This is a genomic window from Candidatus Peregrinibacteria bacterium, assembly GCA_016699755.1.
In the GTDB taxonomy this organism is placed as follows: Bacteria; Patescibacteriota; Gracilibacteria; order CAIRYL01.
In genome coordinates, this window is the sequence record CP065009.1 from 1,370,196 (window position 1) to 1,386,275 (window position 16,080).

Sequence of the window (16,080 nt, forward strand, 5' to 3'; positions counted from 1 at the left end):
TTTACTGCTTCTCAAAATTCACCACGGGTGGTAAATTCATTCCAACCGGAGTAAGCTTTTTCACTTTTGGATCATACTCAATAACAAGAGCAGCTTCTGCTTTTTGGTTTGCCACGTCATCTCCGCCTGTGGAGCAAATGTTGGCAGGAGTAATTCCTCCCCCAAGATCAGTAGAAATATCAGAACAATCAATGTTGTACTTTTCACCGGTAATACCAGGAGGACACCACTTTGTGCCTGCCGCACAACGTCCTTCTCCGGTTGTTGTTTTTCCCACAAAGAGTGGTACACAATCGGAAGGAAGTGGAGATTTTGTCTCTTCGTAGGCATCTTCGCATGATGGATTGTAGCATTGATCATCTGTACAGATACATCCACTCGTTTCCCTGTCTTCTTCGGGAATACTATCACAATCTTTATCATTCGTAATACCGTCGCCATCGGCATCGGTAAAGACATTGAGGAGTCGGTATTGACGGAGATAGGAGAGGTCAAACCGTTGTGCCGCTTTTTTCTGATCGGTTGTTGTTCCACAGCCTTCAATCGTGGGAGGGCTACCACAGTCTCTTGGAAGCAAAACTTCTGATGGTAATTCAACATCTCCCCCCTGAACACCAAGAGTTCCTGTGATATTTTGAGAAGCAAAACTTCCTTTTACATAGAGCTGGTTTGAAAAATCAACGCGATCCGCCTCACTCGTAAATCCATCAATAATCTCATCCTCTTGAATAATACCGTCTCCGTCGGTTGAATCTACGTTTCCGTCATTATTATTGTCATTTGAAGACATTACAGATCCATCCGCATAGAAAACTCCTTCAATATGGGTGACATCTGGATGAATAAAGATGTTTCCTTCTTTTCCACATCGACCTCCTTTTGGACTTTTGTAACAATCCGCTCGAGCTTCTTGTGAAGAGAGGACGATAAAACCGATATTCGAGGAGGACGAGGTGTAAATATTGTTTCGAATGTAGAGATTCCCGCCGTAGACAATAACAGTGATGGTATACGGTTGTTCTCCTGCAGAAGCAGGGAGAATGTGAAAACTGTCACCTTCTCCAAAGTCTTGAAGTGGATCCCACTTCCCTATGCCGGTTCCCACGGGTTTTCCAAGGATGACAGAAAGGTTTGTATTTTGGTTTGTGGTGTCGTTGTTCACAAACCAAATAACTTTTCCATCTTGAAGTGATCTGTTATTCTCGCTATTTCTTAGAAAATCAAGATCGTCCCAGCCTTCAATAGTCTCCTTTTGAGTGTCAATAGTTCCATTGTTTGGCTCAGGCGTCAAATTTCCTGTAATTTCTCGATAGTTTTCGTAGAGAATCTTGCGGATATCTCGACGTTCATAAATTTGTCCTACGACAGAAAATTCTGAAAAAGCAGACGATTCCCCTACAATACCGGATTCGTTGATCTGATCTCCGTGAACCGAGCCAGAAACGGAAACCCGCAATCCCCCTGGCGCTGTGAGGCGTTGAGATTCAATAAGTGGGTATTTCACCACTTTTTCTCCTGTGTTCCAGGCAAAATACTGGAGAAACTCGGTTTGTTCCCCTTCTATTTCTTCGCTAGTATCGGGGGTTGCTATAAGGGAAAAAGAAAATTCAGCACCAGCATCTATGGAGGGAAACTTTCGATCGGTAATGGTGTAGTTGAGCGATTGTCCCACGATTTCTGTTACTTTCTCTCCAAGTTTTTTGAGGAGTGTGTTCTGAAAGAGGGAGAGCATTCCGGGAAGATACGAAGTCGAAATACTGGAAACTTCTTGATAATAATCGTTTCGAAGAGTTTGTGTTTCTGGATTGTCCCAGAGAAGATGGGTATCTCGAAATACTGTTCCTGCTGGCAGTCCACTGAGTTTGGTGCGTAGTGCCCCTGCCCAGTCAAAAGCATCTATGTCTACGATGTTACTATTATTTTGGAATTTGAGGAGAAGCTCATTTTCGACATTCTCAAGGTTCGCAAAGTCTGCAAAATTTAGCGTGGTCGATTCAAAAATAGGACGATACGAAAAGGTTTGATTTGTAAATACCTCTGGAGACCAATCGTCTGTTTGCCCAACAGAAAGTGGCTCAGTGCTTGGAAGCTTTTGCTCAACAGAAACTTCTATGCGACTCAATTCAATGGTGTTGCTTTTGCCGGTTGGGGCAACAGAAGAGAATTCTGTGATGATGGTGGGGGCGGCAGCATCGGTATTTTGCAAATAGAATATCGCAGGGGTATTTGAAGAACCGTCAAATATTGGTGCGCCTGCTTCTTGCTGAGGGGTACTAAAAGTGACCGCATTACGAATCGGTGAAGTGGTTGGTTCTATTTGGTCAATCTTGATTGTATCGTGGAAGACAGAACGAAGTTTTACGGTTTTGATGACATCTTTTTCACTATCTTGATATTTGTATTCCTTTATTACAGGATTTCCAAAGGCATCGTATGGTGTTAGGATTACTTTTGTTGTGTCATCTCCGTCCGCAACAAGAGAGAGATTTTCTGAAAGGAGTCCATTGGAGTCAAACTTTGCAATGGCGATAGTGTCTCCGTGGGTTAAATCAGGAACTCCAGCAACTACCTGAAAGATCCACTCATTCTCAAAATTATGGGTATTTTCGCTATTTTCATCAGTCGGAAGTTCAAGATTGTTCCCATTACTATCTCCTATGACTCCCGAAATCCGATAGATTCCGGGGGTTGTGTTGCTCCCATGTACTCCATCTGAAATCGTGATCCACAGCTTTCCATCGGTATTTCCATCAGGATTTTCGCACCCAATAGAAAAATCCGTTACATCAAGTGCATAGTCCCAAGTTTCACTATCTTCTATTGTTCCATTTGAATTGTTATCGGTAGGATTCGGCAACATTCGATGAACAGCAATATTTGTTCCTCCTACACCATTCACACACGCCAAATTTCCTGCTCCTGTTACTCCGCTTTTTTCGGCAATAGGATAGCTCAAATCATCTGAGGTTGCCCCAAAGACGTAAAATTTATTGTCCTCAATGGGCTGTGGTCCTTCGGTGGTACATGCCCATTCTGTAATTGGAAAGACATCTTTCGCATCCTCTTCGGTTCCACCGTGCGCAAAAATTTCTTCCCATCCGTAGGCAATCCACCCAAGATCTGGCGACCAAGCGCGTCCCAAAAAGTGTCCTCCTTTATCGGCATCACACGAGATATCGGCGTCAATATCTGAATGATCTCCTTGATTTCCTCCAAAGTCGTCAAGATAGCTCTGTTCGTCAAAATATATATATTTTCCAGAGCTTTCGATGAGTGCTTTTCCCGAAAGCTGTCCATCTTCATTGATAACTCCATAATTGTTTGTGTCGCATTCGTTGTTAATGCCGAGAAATCCGGTATTATCTAAATTACAATGAAAGCGAATCCATCCAACTGTGTCGTTCCAAGCAAATCCTCGGAGATCATCCTGAAAAACAATAACACCGCCACTCGCCGGATTCATGTCAATCCATCCAACTGTGTCGTTCCAAGCAAATCGATTATTCGTAGAAATACTGTCAGGGGCAAAAAGTCGTTCTGGGGTAATGAGGGCAATATTCGCTGTTCCAATATTTCCAAGACGATCAAGAGCGCCTAAGATGGTGAGCGTTTTGTCAGCCGACTGAACGCAATCTCCGTCGGAATCACAAACTTCTATATGATAGGTGTATATTCCTGGAACAAGCGGACTGAGAGTATATTCCTGATACCCATTAAGGTGTTCGTAGCTGATCTGTTGGATAATGGTGGCGCCATCAAGAATAGTTGCTGTTGTGGTAACGCGTGCTCCATCTGGATCTTCTGCTCGCCAAGAAATTGTGGGGGCAGTATCAATAGTGTCTCCTCCATCTGGAATAACAAAATTGTTGTTATCGAGCATTTGAAAGTAATCTATTATTGGGTTCGCGTTACTAATAACAAATGTCTCTACCGGAGAAATATCTTGTAGTCCAAGAGAATCTTCTCCTACTATTCGCCACGAAAGTGTTCCTGACGGAAGATTAGAAGGGGGTGTGTACACATATTTCACCGTATTTTGTGCTTGTATGAAATATCCAGAAAAATTTGATGATTGAGGAAGAATGGTGCTGAAATTGTCATCAGAAATTTCTATTCGGTAGCGAATAGAATCACCACTATTTTCGGTAATGGTGAACACAAAAGGAGGTCTTCTGTTGTTAACCGTATAATCATCTCCATCGATATTTTGAAGTCCCGCAGTTACGGTTTCTCCTCCAATAGGATAAATAAGTTCACTTGAAGGGGCATCATTCGGAATGGTGAAATACCATGGCGCACTAATGCCAGAAGAAAGGTTAAGATCATCAACGACTTCCACTGACCAACGGTAATCCCCAGGAAGAAGGGCATCGGTAAAAGTGTGGTCGTAGTTGGAACCGACATCAATATCCGCTGTGTTATGAAGAAAAGGGCTTCCCGGTGCTGGAGACCAGCTTCCGTCTGAAGCCTTTTGCTGAAGATACAAAGCATATCGAACCCGTATTCCTTCTGTTTTATCGAGATCGGCATCTTCATCATTCGGGCGAAAGGTAAGGGTTGGTGTTCTCGTAACAAGTGGAGAAAGACCATCGGGGTCGCTTGATGGGCTGATCAAAGTAACTGTTGGCGCATGGTTTACCGGAATGCGCCAGCTTGTTTGTGCCCAACTTGTTGTTTGTTGTGTCGGAAGCGTTTCGGTTGGCTGTAATACTGCTCCTGGATTGAGCTCCATGTAATTTCCAAAAGAGAGACTCCCAAAGTTTTCAGAATATGCGGTGCCATGAAAATATCCCTCTTCGTCGATATACACCCCACCTTGATCATCAATGGGACCGAAAGAAATCCATCCAAAGTTTGGATTCCAAGCATTTCCAGAGAGATTTGCCCTCTGATCGCTTACTACCTCAACAGTGATGCCTCCCCCAGAATAGGGGGCTTGTAGGTCAATCCATCCACAACATTCTGACCAAATCATTCCTGTTACACGCGTATCACTCACATTCACCCCTCCTCCATCGGAATTAAAATCTATTAAATTCCCCCATGGATCTTCTCCGTAGCGATGGGTGCCAAAATTTTCTCCCGCCATGAGACGAGTATCCACCTCGAGATTTCCAGAAATATCTCCATCTGATGTTCCGAGAATTGTAAAAACAATGGTTCCTGTTCCGTATTTATCGGAAACCGGCTCAATATCAAGTGAAAGCACTCCTCCGCTTGCGGTAAAATCATAACTGCTCAGTACGGTAATAGGAGCATCTCCGTAAGAAAGCGTTATTGCGCTATCACCATGAACAATAACTTCGTCTACCTCTCCACCAGTTGGTATAATGAGGGATGCTTGTACTTCAAAAGATCCAGAAATAGTGGTTGGACCAGAAAGATCAATCGTATCAGAGGTGGTTGTTTTTTGGTTTGTTCCGTAAAAAATACCTTCGTCTAGAGGAAAAGTGAATGCGCTCGCAGAATGGACAACAGGAAAGCAGAAAAAAAGAGATAGAGCTATTCCAACTTTTTTTCCTATTCGCCAAAAAACACGAATCACGGCTAAATATTTTTTAAACACGCCGCTTATGATTTTTTCCCTTTCTGTAGAAGAAAAGAGTGTTTTTGTGTGTTTGTTTCTCTGCACGCCAAGAGACAAAAAGAGGACAATAATCTTGCTATTGTATCTCTTTTTTTGTTTTTTCTCAAGTTTCAAGTGTTCCTTGCTAGAGCATGAAAAACTTGCATTCCTCTGTCTTCTTGGTAAAATGCTCGCCGTTCTATGACCGTTTCGGACGAACAAAAATCCTCCCCGCACGTTCACAAGTTCTCTATGTGAAAGGCAGGGTAGCCCTCCGAAACTGCGATCACAAGGATTTTTATTTCTTCATATTTTTCATGAGTACATCAGAAAAACTTATCCGCGAGCTTGCGGAGAACGCTTGTCACTTTGGACACAAAACGAGTCGTTGGAATCCAAAAGTGGAGTCCTTTTTGTGGGGGAAAAAGGGTGGAGTGCATATTTTTGATCTTCAAAAAACGGCAGAGGGGCTTGAGCGTATTCTCAGGATAGTTGCAGAAATGGTGCGCGACAAAAAAACTATCCTCTTTGTTTCAACAAAACCTCAGACAAAATCCATTCTTCAGGAAATGAATCAAGGAGCTGGTGTACCAGTTGTTCTTGAGAAATGGGTTGGTGGACTTTTGACAAATTTTGAAACAGTAAAAGGTCGAATTCGTCGTCTCAAAGATATTCGAGAAATGATTGAGACAGGAGAAATTGAAAAGTTTCCAAAAAAAGAACAATCTCAAATTCGAAAAGAAGGCGAAAAATTAGAAATCGCCTTTGGAGGAATTGTAAATCTCTATCGTCTTCCCGATGCCCTGTTTATTATTGATGGTGCACGAGATGTTATTGCCATTCGGGAGGCAAATCACTTGGATATTCCCGTCTATGGAATTCTCGATAGCAATGTCGATCCACAAGGATACACCGATTTTATTCCCGCAAACGATGATGCGGTAACGTCTCTCAGTTTTTTGCTCGGGAAGGTGTATGAAATTTTGAAATCCGAAAAATCATCATGAATGAGGCAGAAAAACGCTTCCAAGATGACAATGGCATGACCTCCCAGGCGGCATGGGAATGCGTTCTGAATTGGTCAAAAGAAAAAAATTTTTCCGCCGCAAAAGAGGGGTGTCATGTTCTTCTTCAGTTTTTTCCAGAGCGATCAGAAGTGAAACACTTTCTCGATCGTCTCGAAAAGGAGGAGGCGGAAGTAATGGAAAAAACAGCTCCTTCAGAAGGTTTGAATGGACAGCAAAATGGTCACACAGAATCCAAAAAGAAAGGGTCGTTTTTTGAAAAAATTCAAACAATACTTCCCAAACAAGAATCACTTCCAGGTGTTGAGTATCCAACAGAAAATGAACGCCTTGCAGCAACAGTTTCGTACTTGTGGATACTTTTTGTTGTTCCTCTTTTTCTCTCTCGAGAATCACGTTTTGTTCAGTTTCATGCTTGGCAAGGAATGGTGCTTACCGTGGGTGTTCATCTTTTTCTTATTGTTTTTGGGGGGCTGTTTCACGCTATTGGAATTAGTATTCTCGCAAGTCTTCTTTATTTTTTGGTTTTTCTTGTGTATATCGTTGGTGGTGTTTCCGCTTATACGGGAAAATGGAATCATCTTCCGCTGATTTTTCCTCTCTCGGAACGTCTTCAAAAAATTTTTTCCGAATAATTTTCTTTTTTCTCTCAGAAATGACTGATATTTCCGCAAAGAGTGTAATGGAGCTTCGACAAAAAACAGGTGTTTCTATGATGGCATGTAAATCTGCTCTTCAGGAGGCAGAGGGAGATACAGAGAAGGCGATAGAAATTCTCCGAAAAAAAGGCGCAATGACAGCAGAAAAGAAATCAGGAAGGGTGACAGCGGAAGGAGCTATTGCTGTTTCTGGTCGTGCGCTTGCTTCTGTTCGCTGTGAAACTGACTTTGTTGCTCGTAGCGAAGGTTTTCGCAAATTTGTTCAAGAGCTTGCCGACAAGGCAAGTACCGATGGAGTGGAAAAAGCAAAAGAGCACTTTGAAGAGAAGAAGAACGAAATGATTGCAGTGGTAGGAGAAAATCTTTTGCTTGGTGATGTTGCTGTTATCCCAGAAGGAGACACTGTGGGAAGCTATATTCACTCGAATGCAAAAGTCGCCTCTGTTGTTGCGCTTACAGGAGGAACAGAAGAAGTGGCAAAAGATATTGCGATGCACGTTGTGGCGAATTCTCCAAAAGTGATAGAGCCAGCAGATATCGAAGACAAAGAGGTGGCAAAGGAGAAAGAAATTTGGAAAGAGCAACTTATACAAGAAGGGAAATCAGAAGAAATTATAGAAAAAATTCTCCTTGGAAAAGAGAAGAAATATCGAGAGGAACAGGCAATTCAGACTCAACCGTTTGTAAAAAACCCAGATGTACTCATAAAAGATTATGTTGCCTCTGAAAATGCTGTTATCGAATCATTTTCTCGCGCCGAGGTATAAGAAGCATGCTTTCTACAAAGGTTGCCATTTTCGGTCATGGAAATATTGGCGGAGGTGTTTCGCGCATTCTTCTTGCCGATCAAAAGCGAATAGAACAAGAGTACGGCGTGCATATAGAGCTTGTTGCCATTTGTACAAAAGATCCTGAGCCAGATCTCGATTTTGCCAAACAATATCACCATCTTTTTGTGGAAGCAGAGGATGTTTTTCAGAGAGAGGATATTTCCATTGTTTGTGAAACTATTGGAGGAGTTGGAGTGGCAAAAACTTTTGTGCAAAAAGCACTCGAATCGGGAAAACATGTGGTGACGGCAAATAAAAAACTCATTGCAGAACATTTTGAGGAACTTTCTGATACAGCACAGAAAAACAATGTTCACCTTCTCTTTGAAGCGGCGGTTGGCGGGGGGATTCCTCTTCTTTCTACAATCTCTCAGGGGCTTTCGGGAGATGTTATTCAGAAAATAGAAGGAATTATGAATGGAACAACCAATTTTATTCTCACTGACATGGGGAATTCTGGGGCAGATTTTCAAGAATCCCTTCAAAAAGCGCAAAAAAGTGGGTTTTCCGAAGCAGATCCGACGGATGATGTTGAGGGGTACGACACCACTTCAAAACTCTCTATTCTCATCGCAAAAGCCTTTGGAAGATACATTCCTCCGAAAGATATTCCTCGGCTTGGAATTTCTCGAGTTACCGCGGCAGATTTTCTGTATGCGGAAATTCTCAAGAAAAAAATAAAGCTCCTTGTTCATGCTGAGCAGAAGGAGGATGGGGTAATTGCAGAGGTGAGTCCCGTGCTTTTACCAGAGTCATCCTCCATTGCCCATGTTGATGGTGTGCTCAATGCTCTTCGTCTTACTGGAAAATATAATACTGCCGGAAATATGTTTGTTGGAGAAGGTGCAGGGCGATTCCCAACTGCCGCTGCACTTGTTTCGGATATGATTTCTATCGCTCGTGGCTCTCCCAATCCTTGCACAGAAGTCGCTTCGGGTTCTTGTCTTTCCCCATCAAAACGCGCTTACTATTTTCGGTTTTTGGTGAATGATCGCCCCGGACTTGTAGGAGAAATTGGGGTGATTTTTGGGAAATATGGTATCTCCATTGATGCTGTTCATCAGGCAGAAGGGCAATCGGGAGATATTCATTTTGTTATTACCACCTTTCCAGTAGAGTGGGATTTTTTGAAATCCGCAAGAAAAGAAATAGAAGCCTGCTCCTTTCATGTTGAGCCACCTTTTGTTCTGCCAATTTGGAAATAAAATCTACCCTCCAAACTGGTAGCGTTTTCGAATAGGTTCGGTGATTTTCCATGTGCACTTGAGTCCCTTAGGAAACATCACAAAATCTCCAACACCAAACGAAACAGACTCTCCTTCTTCGGGAGTCACGGTTGCGCTTCCTTCAAGAATAAAACAGGTTTCAGGCGTATCATATTTCCAATGAAACTCCGAGATTTCTTTTGACCACACTGACCAATCTTCAGATTTCTTTCGGTCTTCTTCGGTTGCCGGACGGACGAGAATGTTCATGATAAGAAAAAAAAGAAAAGCGCTGATCTTCTAAAGAATTCCAAAAGTTCCTCCGAGAAATGCGAGAAAAATGGCGATTGCCATACAGCCTTCCCATACGCGAAATCGATTATCAAGTGCAGAAAATACAAAAAATAATGTTGCAATTGCTAAAAAGGGGAGTCCGGTGAAGAGTGTTGTTTCTGAAACAGAGAGTGGGGCAATGAGTCCCGAAATTCCCAAAATACCAAGACTATTGGAGATATTTGATCCCAAAATATTCCCAATGGCGAGGGAAGGGTTTTTCTTTTTCATTGCCATAATTGAGACAAATATTTCAGGAAAACTGGTTCCTATCGCAAGGAGCACCATAGAGGCAACGTCTCGGGAAATTCCTAGTGCTGGACTAAGTTCAATCAGGCTTCCAATGGTGAGGTCGGAAGCAATAATAATGCCAGTACCGCTTACAACAAGAAAAGCCACCATTATCCATGGATCTTGTCCTTTCATTAATTTTTTTTCGCGTTTCTCTTCTTCACGAATATCATCTCTTTGGCTTTTATCGAGTACAGAGAAGGCAAGAAAAACTCCAAACATCAAAAGGAGAATAAAACCTTCTCCACGCGAAAGCACTCCATCGGACAAAAAGAAAATAGTCAGTGCAGTGCTTCCAAATAAAAAAGGAAGATCGTTATCTTGCAATTCTCGCTCCACTTTTATTACCCAAAAGAGGCTCGCAATGCCGGCTCCCAAAAGAATATTGGCGACATTTGATCCTACTACATTTCCGGTGACAATTTCGGTGAGATCATTTTTTGGGGTAGATTTGAGAACAGAAACGAGAGATGTTGCGAGTTCTGGAAGGCTGGTGCCAATTCCCACAATAGTAATTCCAATAATAAAATGAGGAATTCTTAAATAAAATCCAAGACGCTCCGCATATTCAATAAAATAATCTGCGCTCTTCACGAGCATAATGAGCGAAATGAGGAATACAAAAAATGAGGAAATTAAAAGAGTAGATTCTGGGAAGAGGGAGAAGAGAAACTCAGACACAGCAATGTTGAAAAAGGAACATTTTCTATTTTCTCGGAAAGAAGGAGTGTTTGCAAAGAAATGTGTTTTTTCGGGAAAATGTACCCATGAAAATGTTCTCGTTTTTTACTTCGGAAAAATCGGAATGGCACGAGCTCACTTCTGATCTCGGAAGAGTTCTCACAGAAGAACATTGGAATTCTGGAATACTCCTCATATTCTCACCACATACTACTGGCAGTATTTTGCTCAATGAAAATTGCGATCCAGATGTTCAGCGAGATTTCTTGCTCAAAATGAACGAAGTATTTGCAGATGATCCACGATTTCGTCATATCGAAGGAAATTCCGACGCACACATAAAAACATCACTCACCGGAGCTTCTGCTTGCATTCCCGTGGAAAATGGAAAGCTGATGCTCGGAACATGGCAAGGCGTCTTTTTTTGTGAATGGGATGGACCCAGAAATCGAAAGGTGTTTCTCCAATTTGTTGGTTCATAAAAATGAGATTCCTCCTTATTTCCGGCATTAATCATGTATCTAAAAATTTTTTCTTCTGGACTCAGAACATCAAAAAAGGCATTCCTCAAAAGTGAGTACGTTTTGCTAGAAGATTTTTATTTTCATTTTGAAAAAGAGAAAACAGAATCGCTCCAACAAAAAGGAGAAGATATTTTAAACGATGGAAAAGAAACAATTATTTTTGCCCATTTATTTGGTGGAATTCTCGCAAAGGCAGTGCTCGCTAACACTTCCAAAAAAATGTTCCTCTTTTGGCAAACATGGCTTCGCCACACCGGTGGTATTCCAGCGGCGGCAAAACACCTTGATGCTTCGGTACCTTTTCTTACGTTTGGTGGATACTTAGATGGCATTGTTCCTTTTTCAGACGCAAAAATTGACGAAGTATCTCATGAAAATCTTTGGAGTGAATTATATCGTTTATGAAAAATAAATGAGGATATTTAAATACATATCTTTTGTTTTTTCTGTACTCCGATTCTCTCTTCCGATACTCTGCCCTGTGCCTTTTTTTCTCCTTGAAAAAAACTATTCGTCGTTGGGTCGAAATTATTGGAGGAACCTTTCTTATTCTTTTGGGAATTGTTGGGCTCGTTCTTCCGTTTCTTCAGGGAATTCTCTTTATTGTTCTTGGCGTTACTCTTATTTCTCCTGCTCACGGAAAGCGTCTTCTCGCGTATGTAAAGAAAAAATGGCACGATTTTCGAGAAAAGATAAAAAAATGAAGAATATTCCAGAAAAATTCTCCGTCTCCTCATTACCTCCTTCGTCGGGGAGGAGCGGAATTCTTTTTGTGGTAGCTACCCCCATTGGAAATCGTGAAGATATTACGCTTCGAGCACTTCGCACTTTGCAAGAGGTAGATGTTATTGCGGCGGAAGATACACGTCATACCGGAAACCTTTTGAAGCATTTTGAAATTTCAAAACCCATTGTTTCATGTCATCAAAACAGTAATCCAGAGAAAATTCTTTACCTTCTTGCAGAAGGAAAAAGCGTAGCACTTGTCACTGATGCTGGAACACCAGGTATTTCCGATCCCGGAACAAAGTTTGTTTCTGCCACGGTTTCTGCGGGATTTTCCATTAGCTCCATTCCGGGCGCATCCGCATTTCTTACTGCGCTTTCTGCAAGTGGATTCCCCGCAAATACTTTTTCTTTTCTTGGTTATGCTCCGCAAAAAAAAGGTCGCGAAACTTTTTTTCGCTCCCTCAGAGAACAAAAAGAAACTGTTATTTTCTATGAATCCACTCATCGTATTCTCAAATGCTTGGAGTCTCTTGTAAAGGAAATTCCCAATCGGCAAATAGTCGTTGCACGAGAGCTCACCAAGCTCCATGAAGAATTTTTACGGGGAACTCCAGAAGATGCGCAAGAGGTGCTTAAACATTCTCCAGAAAAACAGAAGGGGGAATTTGTGGTACTCGTAGCACCAGATCGATTTCACCTTGAGATACGCGTTCCTAAGAAATAACTCCATTCGCTTTTGAGACACATATCCTTAGAGATTTTGCTTCCCATCATGAGGGGGTCATCAGGGAAGATAAATTGATTTCCTCATAAAAATATGAGAGAATAATCGGAATTTTTTGAAAGAAACACACAATGCGTTTTTTTGTCTTGGTAATATTTGGAATCCTTCTGTCTTTTTCAGAAACATACGCTGAAGAATCTTCGCCTCCTGAGGGGGGAGTAAAAAAACTTTTTCGCGTTACTGGCTATTATTCACCACTTCCCAATCAAGCAAAATATGTTCGAGGAAGTTATGAGGCAGACATTCGTCTTAACGGACGGGGAACAAACGGAGCTGATGGCACTGAGGTTTTTCCAGGAATGATTGCGGCGCCAAAAACGTATCCGTTTGGCACAAAAATTTTTTTGCCAGGACTTGGACTCGGAACGGTTCATGATCGAGGTGGAGCCATTGTCTCTGCCGGAAATCGTGGACAATCATACGACAGAATTGATGTTTGGATGGGAAGTGGAGAAGACGGACTTTCTCGCGCACTTGCTTTTGGTGTTCGTGTTATGGAGGGAGTTCTTTATCCTTTGGGGTCAGCTCTTTCTGATACATTCTCATGGTATGCCATTCCTTCTGCGGATCTTTCGTTTCTTCCGGATGCCTCTTTTTCTCCTCAATCAATAAGCGCACCAGTGAGCATACAAACCCTTCAAAAATCACTTCGAGAACTTGGGTTATATTCTGGAGAAGAAAACGGCGTGTTTGATGAAAGAACAGAATCCGCTCTTGTTGATTTTCAACTTTCTTTTGGAGTTATCACCTCAGAAGAGGATTTTGGTGCTGGAAACTATGGACCAAAAACAAAAGAGATACTTTCGCATGTTTTGCAGAAGCAATATCAAGAGAAAATATCCGAGGTTTCCTATTTTACCGAATTTTTTCCAGCAGGACTGTCTACAGGGAGTTCTGGAGAATCTGTTGCACATCTTCAGGAGTTTTTGAAACGATCAGGTTTTTTAGAGTCGCAAGCGAGTGGTAAGTTTGATGAGCAAACAGAAATCGCTGTGAAAAACTTTCAGTTAGTGCACGGTGTTGTGCAAAATCCAGATGAGTGGGGAGCAGGGGTTTTTGGTTTTAAAACACAAGAAGCCCTTTTCCGTCTTCTTGCGGAGCGCAAAGAAAACACTTCGACAGAAAAGGATTTGGGAATAATTGCTACAAATTTTGGAACCCCAAAACCTTTAGAAGAAAAAAAGTCTTCTCCTCATAATGTAGAACCAAACACGAGAAAACCGGAGTTTCTTATTGCGGATTTTTCTCCCATTCCTTCAGTTCAGGAGTCAATGCCAAGAAATGTTGTTGCCGGTTCTGCTTCAAAAAGAGAACAGGTGGCATCGGCAGAGTTTTTACCACCTACAACAGCGCCTTAACCATCTCCCGTTCTTGTACCAATTCGTCTATGGAAGTACGAAAACGTCCTTCTCCAAACGGACTCATAGAAAGCCCTTCTACTACCTGTATTTCTCCGCCTGTGCTTTGAAGGGGAAAACTACACACTAATCCTTCGGGAACGCCATATTCTCCACGACTCAACACCCCCATGCTAAATGATTCTCCTTCTGGTGTAGGAGTTTCAATTCGTCGCACGGAATCGAGAATAGCGTTTGCGGCAGAGGCGGCGGAAGAGGCTCCGCGCGCTTCAATAATTTTTGCGCCACGTTGTTGAATAGTTGTGAGAAAATCATTTTCAAGCCACGAGCGGTTAGTAATAACATCTGGTGCGAGTTTTTCTAATATTCTTGCATTTTCAAAGTCGGGATACTGGGTGCTACTGTGGTTTCCCCAAATGGTCATGTTTTGAATTTCTGCTAGAGAAACATTTGCCTTGTGCGCAAGTTGGTGTTTTGCACGGTTTTCATCGAGTGCGGTCATGGCGAAAAAATGTCGTTCGGGAAGTTTTGGTGCATGCGCACGAGCGATGAGGCAGTTCGTATTGCATGGATTTCCCACAACAAGAACGCGAACATCTGGGCTTGCATTTTCCTGAATTGCTTTTCCTTGATCCACAAAAATTTTCCCATTGATTTCGAGCAAATCTTTTCGCTCCATTCCGGCTTTTCGGGGAACACTTCCTACGAGAATTGCCCAATCTGTGCCAGAAAATCCAATATTCACATCAGAAGTCGTCACCACTTCTTCAAGAAGAGGAAAGGCACAATCATCGAGCTCCATACGAACTCCTTCTAGCGCGGGAAGTGAGCGCTCCAATTCAATAAGTCGAAGGCGAACCGGAGTAGAAGAGCCAAAGAGTTCTCCGCTTGCAATACGAAAAATGAGGGCGTATCCAATTTGCCCTGCGGCTCCGGTAATACTTACGGTTTTAGTGGAATTCATGTGGAGAAGAAATATTAAAGACAAAGAGAGCGAGCTTCAGCAATACCAGAAACAATGCGTTCTAATATGTTTGGAATGTCAGGATCTTCCAAAAAGAGGGGAATACGAACATATCCAGCACTCTCTTCAGGAAGAGCAAGTGGTAAAAACCCTCCGTGATGCGGAATATGGAGTCCAAATTGTTCTTTTGCGATCTGGACGAATTGATCCCAATTATCCAGAGTAATGCCAGAAATTTTTCCTCCCCAAAAATGTCCACCTCGAATATTTCGCTGTTTCGATTCGGGAAGATATTTCTCCATAAGCTCATTGAATTGAGAAACACGTTCTCGCCCATCTGGAAGGACATTCTCTTGTATATGTCGCTCCCAATCGCCATTTTTAAGGAGTTGAAATGTCACCGCTTGTGTGGGAAGAACAGGACTCAGTCGCCAAGAACTTAAGAAGGAGAGAAAATCATCCGTATATCGTTCGGGAATAATAATTCCACCTGTGTGACTCGCCGCATTGATTGTTTTTGACCACGAAAAAGTCTGAAGAACATGATCTTCTACCGGAAGTGGGATAATTGGCTCAAAATAAGAAAGATCAAGGTACGCACCATCGCGAATCACGAGCCAATCATTCTCTTTTGCGATGGTAGAAATCGTCTGTATATTTTCCTCGGTGTGAAAAATTCCGCTCGGATTATCGTACCAAGGGATGGTATAGAACACGCCTTTTTGAGAAGTATTTTTTATTTTCTCTTCAGCTTCTTCTGTGTTTAGTCCCTCGTTTTTCATGGAAATACTTTGCGGAGAAAGCTCAAGTATTTTCGCAATAATGAGTGGTCGATCGTAGACTTCTTTTCCTGCGATATATGCGCCAATTTCTCCTCGTGTTTTGAGGAAAAGGAGAAAATGATTGAGTGCATCCATAGAACCATTACTGATGAATACTCGCTTTTTTTCTACGGAAAATTTTTCCGCTACTTTTTCTCGAAGTGGCTCATAGCCTGCAAAATGTCCGTATTGTAAAAATGCGCTTTCATCTTCTTTTGCGACAGTTTTATAGGCGCGCAAAATGGCGCTTGAGAACTTTCTCATAACAGAAATTGGCGGCAACCCACGGGCAAGAAGAATGGGCTTCATA

Annotated in this window: 14 protein-coding genes; 9 read left to right on the forward strand and 5 right to left on the reverse strand. The window is 42.2% G+C overall.

Annotated features, from left to right (window positions below; genetic code table 11):
• Position 1: 1 nt before the first annotated feature.
• The gene (locus IPN35_06095) at positions 2 to 5,632 is read right to left on the reverse strand and encodes a hypothetical protein (protein ID QQS59124.1); all 5,631 of its coding nucleotides are present in this window, start codon (positions 5,630 to 5,632) and stop codon (positions 2 to 4) included.
• Between the two features lie 251 nt (positions 5,633 to 5,883).
• Between IPN35_06095 and rpsB the strand changes: the two genes are divergently transcribed.
• Genes rpsB through IPN35_06115 form a run of 4 tightly spaced genes read left to right on the forward strand, consistent with a single transcriptional unit; the run spans position 5,884 to position 9,285 of the window.
• Positions 5,884 to 6,573, forward strand: coding sequence for a 30S ribosomal protein S2 (gene rpsB, locus IPN35_06100; GenBank protein ID QQS59125.1), 690 nt, complete (start codon positions 5,884 to 5,886; stop codon positions 6,571 to 6,573).
• Positions 6,570 to 7,226: a hypothetical protein gene (locus tag IPN35_06105; protein ID QQS59126.1), complete on the forward strand. Its 657-nt coding sequence runs from the start codon at positions 6,570 to 6,572 to the stop codon at positions 7,224 to 7,226. Before rpsB ends, IPN35_06105 begins: the two co-directional genes overlap by 4 nt.
• A 20-nt stretch (positions 7,227 to 7,246) precedes the next feature.
• Positions 7,247 to 8,017, forward strand: coding sequence for a translation elongation factor Ts (gene tsf / locus IPN35_06110; protein ID QQS59127.1), 771 nt, complete (start codon positions 7,247 to 7,249; stop codon positions 8,015 to 8,017).
• A 5-nt stretch (positions 8,018 to 8,022) separates the two neighbouring features.
• Positions 8,023 to 9,285, forward strand: coding sequence for a homoserine dehydrogenase (locus IPN35_06115; protein ID QQS59128.1), 1,263 nt, complete (start codon positions 8,023 to 8,025; stop codon positions 9,283 to 9,285).
• Positions 9,286 to 9,288: 3 nt separating this feature from the next.
• Here the strand turns inward: IPN35_06115 and IPN35_06120 are convergent, their stop codons facing one another.
• Together IPN35_06120 and IPN35_06125 are read right to left on the reverse strand one after the other, a co-directional pair.
• Positions 9,289 to 9,555, reverse strand: coding sequence for a cupin domain-containing protein (locus IPN35_06120; protein ID QQS59129.1), 267 nt, complete (start codon positions 9,553 to 9,555; stop codon positions 9,289 to 9,291).
• 30 nt (positions 9,556 to 9,585) lie between these two features.
• The gene (locus IPN35_06125) at positions 9,586 to 10,590 is read right to left on the reverse strand and encodes a calcium/sodium antiporter (protein ID QQS59130.1); all 1,005 of its coding nucleotides are present in this window, start codon (positions 10,588 to 10,590) and stop codon (positions 9,586 to 9,588) included.
• A gap of 86 nt (positions 10,591 to 10,676) precedes the next feature.
• On the opposite strand from IPN35_06125, the gene IPN35_06130 reads away from it, so the two are divergent.
• The 5 genes from IPN35_06130 (at position 10,677) to IPN35_06150 (ending at position 13,985) form a co-directional block, all read left to right on the forward strand.
• Positions 10,677 to 11,072: a YjbQ family protein gene (locus tag IPN35_06130; protein ID QQS59131.1), complete on the forward strand. Its 396-nt coding sequence runs from the start codon at positions 10,677 to 10,679 to the stop codon at positions 11,070 to 11,072.
• Between the two features lie 33 nt (positions 11,073 to 11,105).
• Positions 11,106 to 11,519, forward strand: coding sequence for a hypothetical protein (locus IPN35_06135; protein QQS59132.1), 414 nt, complete (start codon positions 11,106 to 11,108; stop codon positions 11,517 to 11,519).
• Positions 11,520 to 11,611: 92 nt separating this feature from the next.
• Positions 11,612 to 11,818 carry a hypothetical protein gene (locus IPN35_06140; protein QQS59133.1) on the forward strand — a complete coding sequence of 69 codons (207 nt, stop codon included), beginning with the start codon at positions 11,612 to 11,614 and terminating at the stop codon, positions 11,816 to 11,818.
• Positions 11,815 to 12,567, forward strand: coding sequence for a 16S rRNA (cytidine(1402)-2'-O)-methyltransferase (gene rsmI / locus IPN35_06145; GenBank protein ID QQS59134.1), 753 nt, complete (start codon positions 11,815 to 11,817; stop codon positions 12,565 to 12,567). The genes IPN35_06140 and rsmI overlap by 4 nt, the downstream gene beginning before the upstream one ends.
• A gap of 131 nt (positions 12,568 to 12,698) precedes the next feature.
• A complete protein-coding gene (locus IPN35_06150; protein QQS59135.1) occupies positions 12,699 to 13,985 on the forward strand; it encodes a peptidoglycan-binding protein in 1,287 nt (428 codons plus the stop codon).
• Here IPN35_06150 and IPN35_06155 read toward each other — a convergent pair.
• Entirely contained in the window at positions 13,969 to 14,949 is a 981-nt protein-coding gene (locus IPN35_06155; protein QQS59136.1) for a malate dehydrogenase, read from the reverse strand. The genes IPN35_06150 and IPN35_06155 overlap by 17 nt on opposite strands.
• A gap of 14 nt (positions 14,950 to 14,963) precedes the next feature.
• A complete protein-coding gene (locus IPN35_06160; GenBank protein QQS59137.1) occupies positions 14,964 to 16,079 on the reverse strand; it encodes an aminotransferase class I/II-fold pyridoxal phosphate-dependent enzyme in 1,116 nt (371 codons plus the stop codon).
• Position 16,080 lies beyond the last annotated feature (1 nt).

What these genes read in the sequence shown, in the direction of transcription:
- IPN35_06160 (QQS59137.1), bottom strand. Translation starts at nt 16,079, where the DNA reads ATGAAGCCCATTCTTCTTGCCCGTGGGTTGCCGCCAATTTCTGTTATG.
- IPN35_06130 (QQS59131.1), top strand. Translation starts at nt 10,677, where the DNA reads ATGAAAATGTTCTCGTTTTTTACTTCGGAAAAATCGGAATGGCACGAG.
- tsf (QQS59127.1), top strand. Translation starts at nt 7,247, where the DNA reads ATGACTGATATTTCCGCAAAGAGTGTAATGGAGCTTCGACAAAAAACA.
- IPN35_06135 (QQS59132.1), top strand. Translation starts at nt 11,106, where the DNA reads ATGTATCTAAAAATTTTTTCTTCTGGACTCAGAACATCAAAAAAGGCA.
- IPN35_06150 (QQS59135.1), top strand. Translation starts at nt 12,699, where the DNA reads ATGCGTTTTTTTGTCTTGGTAATATTTGGAATCCTTCTGTCTTTTTCA.
- IPN35_06115 (QQS59128.1), top strand. Translation starts at nt 8,023, where the DNA reads ATGCTTTCTACAAAGGTTGCCATTTTCGGTCATGGAAATATTGGCGGA.
- rsmI (QQS59134.1), top strand. Translation starts at nt 11,815, where the DNA reads ATGAAGAATATTCCAGAAAAATTCTCCGTCTCCTCATTACCTCCTTCG.
- IPN35_06105 (QQS59126.1), top strand. Translation starts at nt 6,570, where the DNA reads ATGAATGAGGCAGAAAAACGCTTCCAAGATGACAATGGCATGACCTCC.
- rpsB (QQS59125.1), top strand. Translation starts at nt 5,884, where the DNA reads ATGAGTACATCAGAAAAACTTATCCGCGAGCTTGCGGAGAACGCTTGT.
- IPN35_06155 (QQS59136.1), bottom strand. Translation starts at nt 14,949, where the DNA reads ATGAATTCCACTAAAACCGTAAGTATTACCGGAGCCGCAGGGCAAATT.
- IPN35_06120 (QQS59129.1), bottom strand. Translation starts at nt 9,555, where the DNA reads ATGAACATTCTCGTCCGTCCGGCAACCGAAGAAGACCGAAAGAAATCT.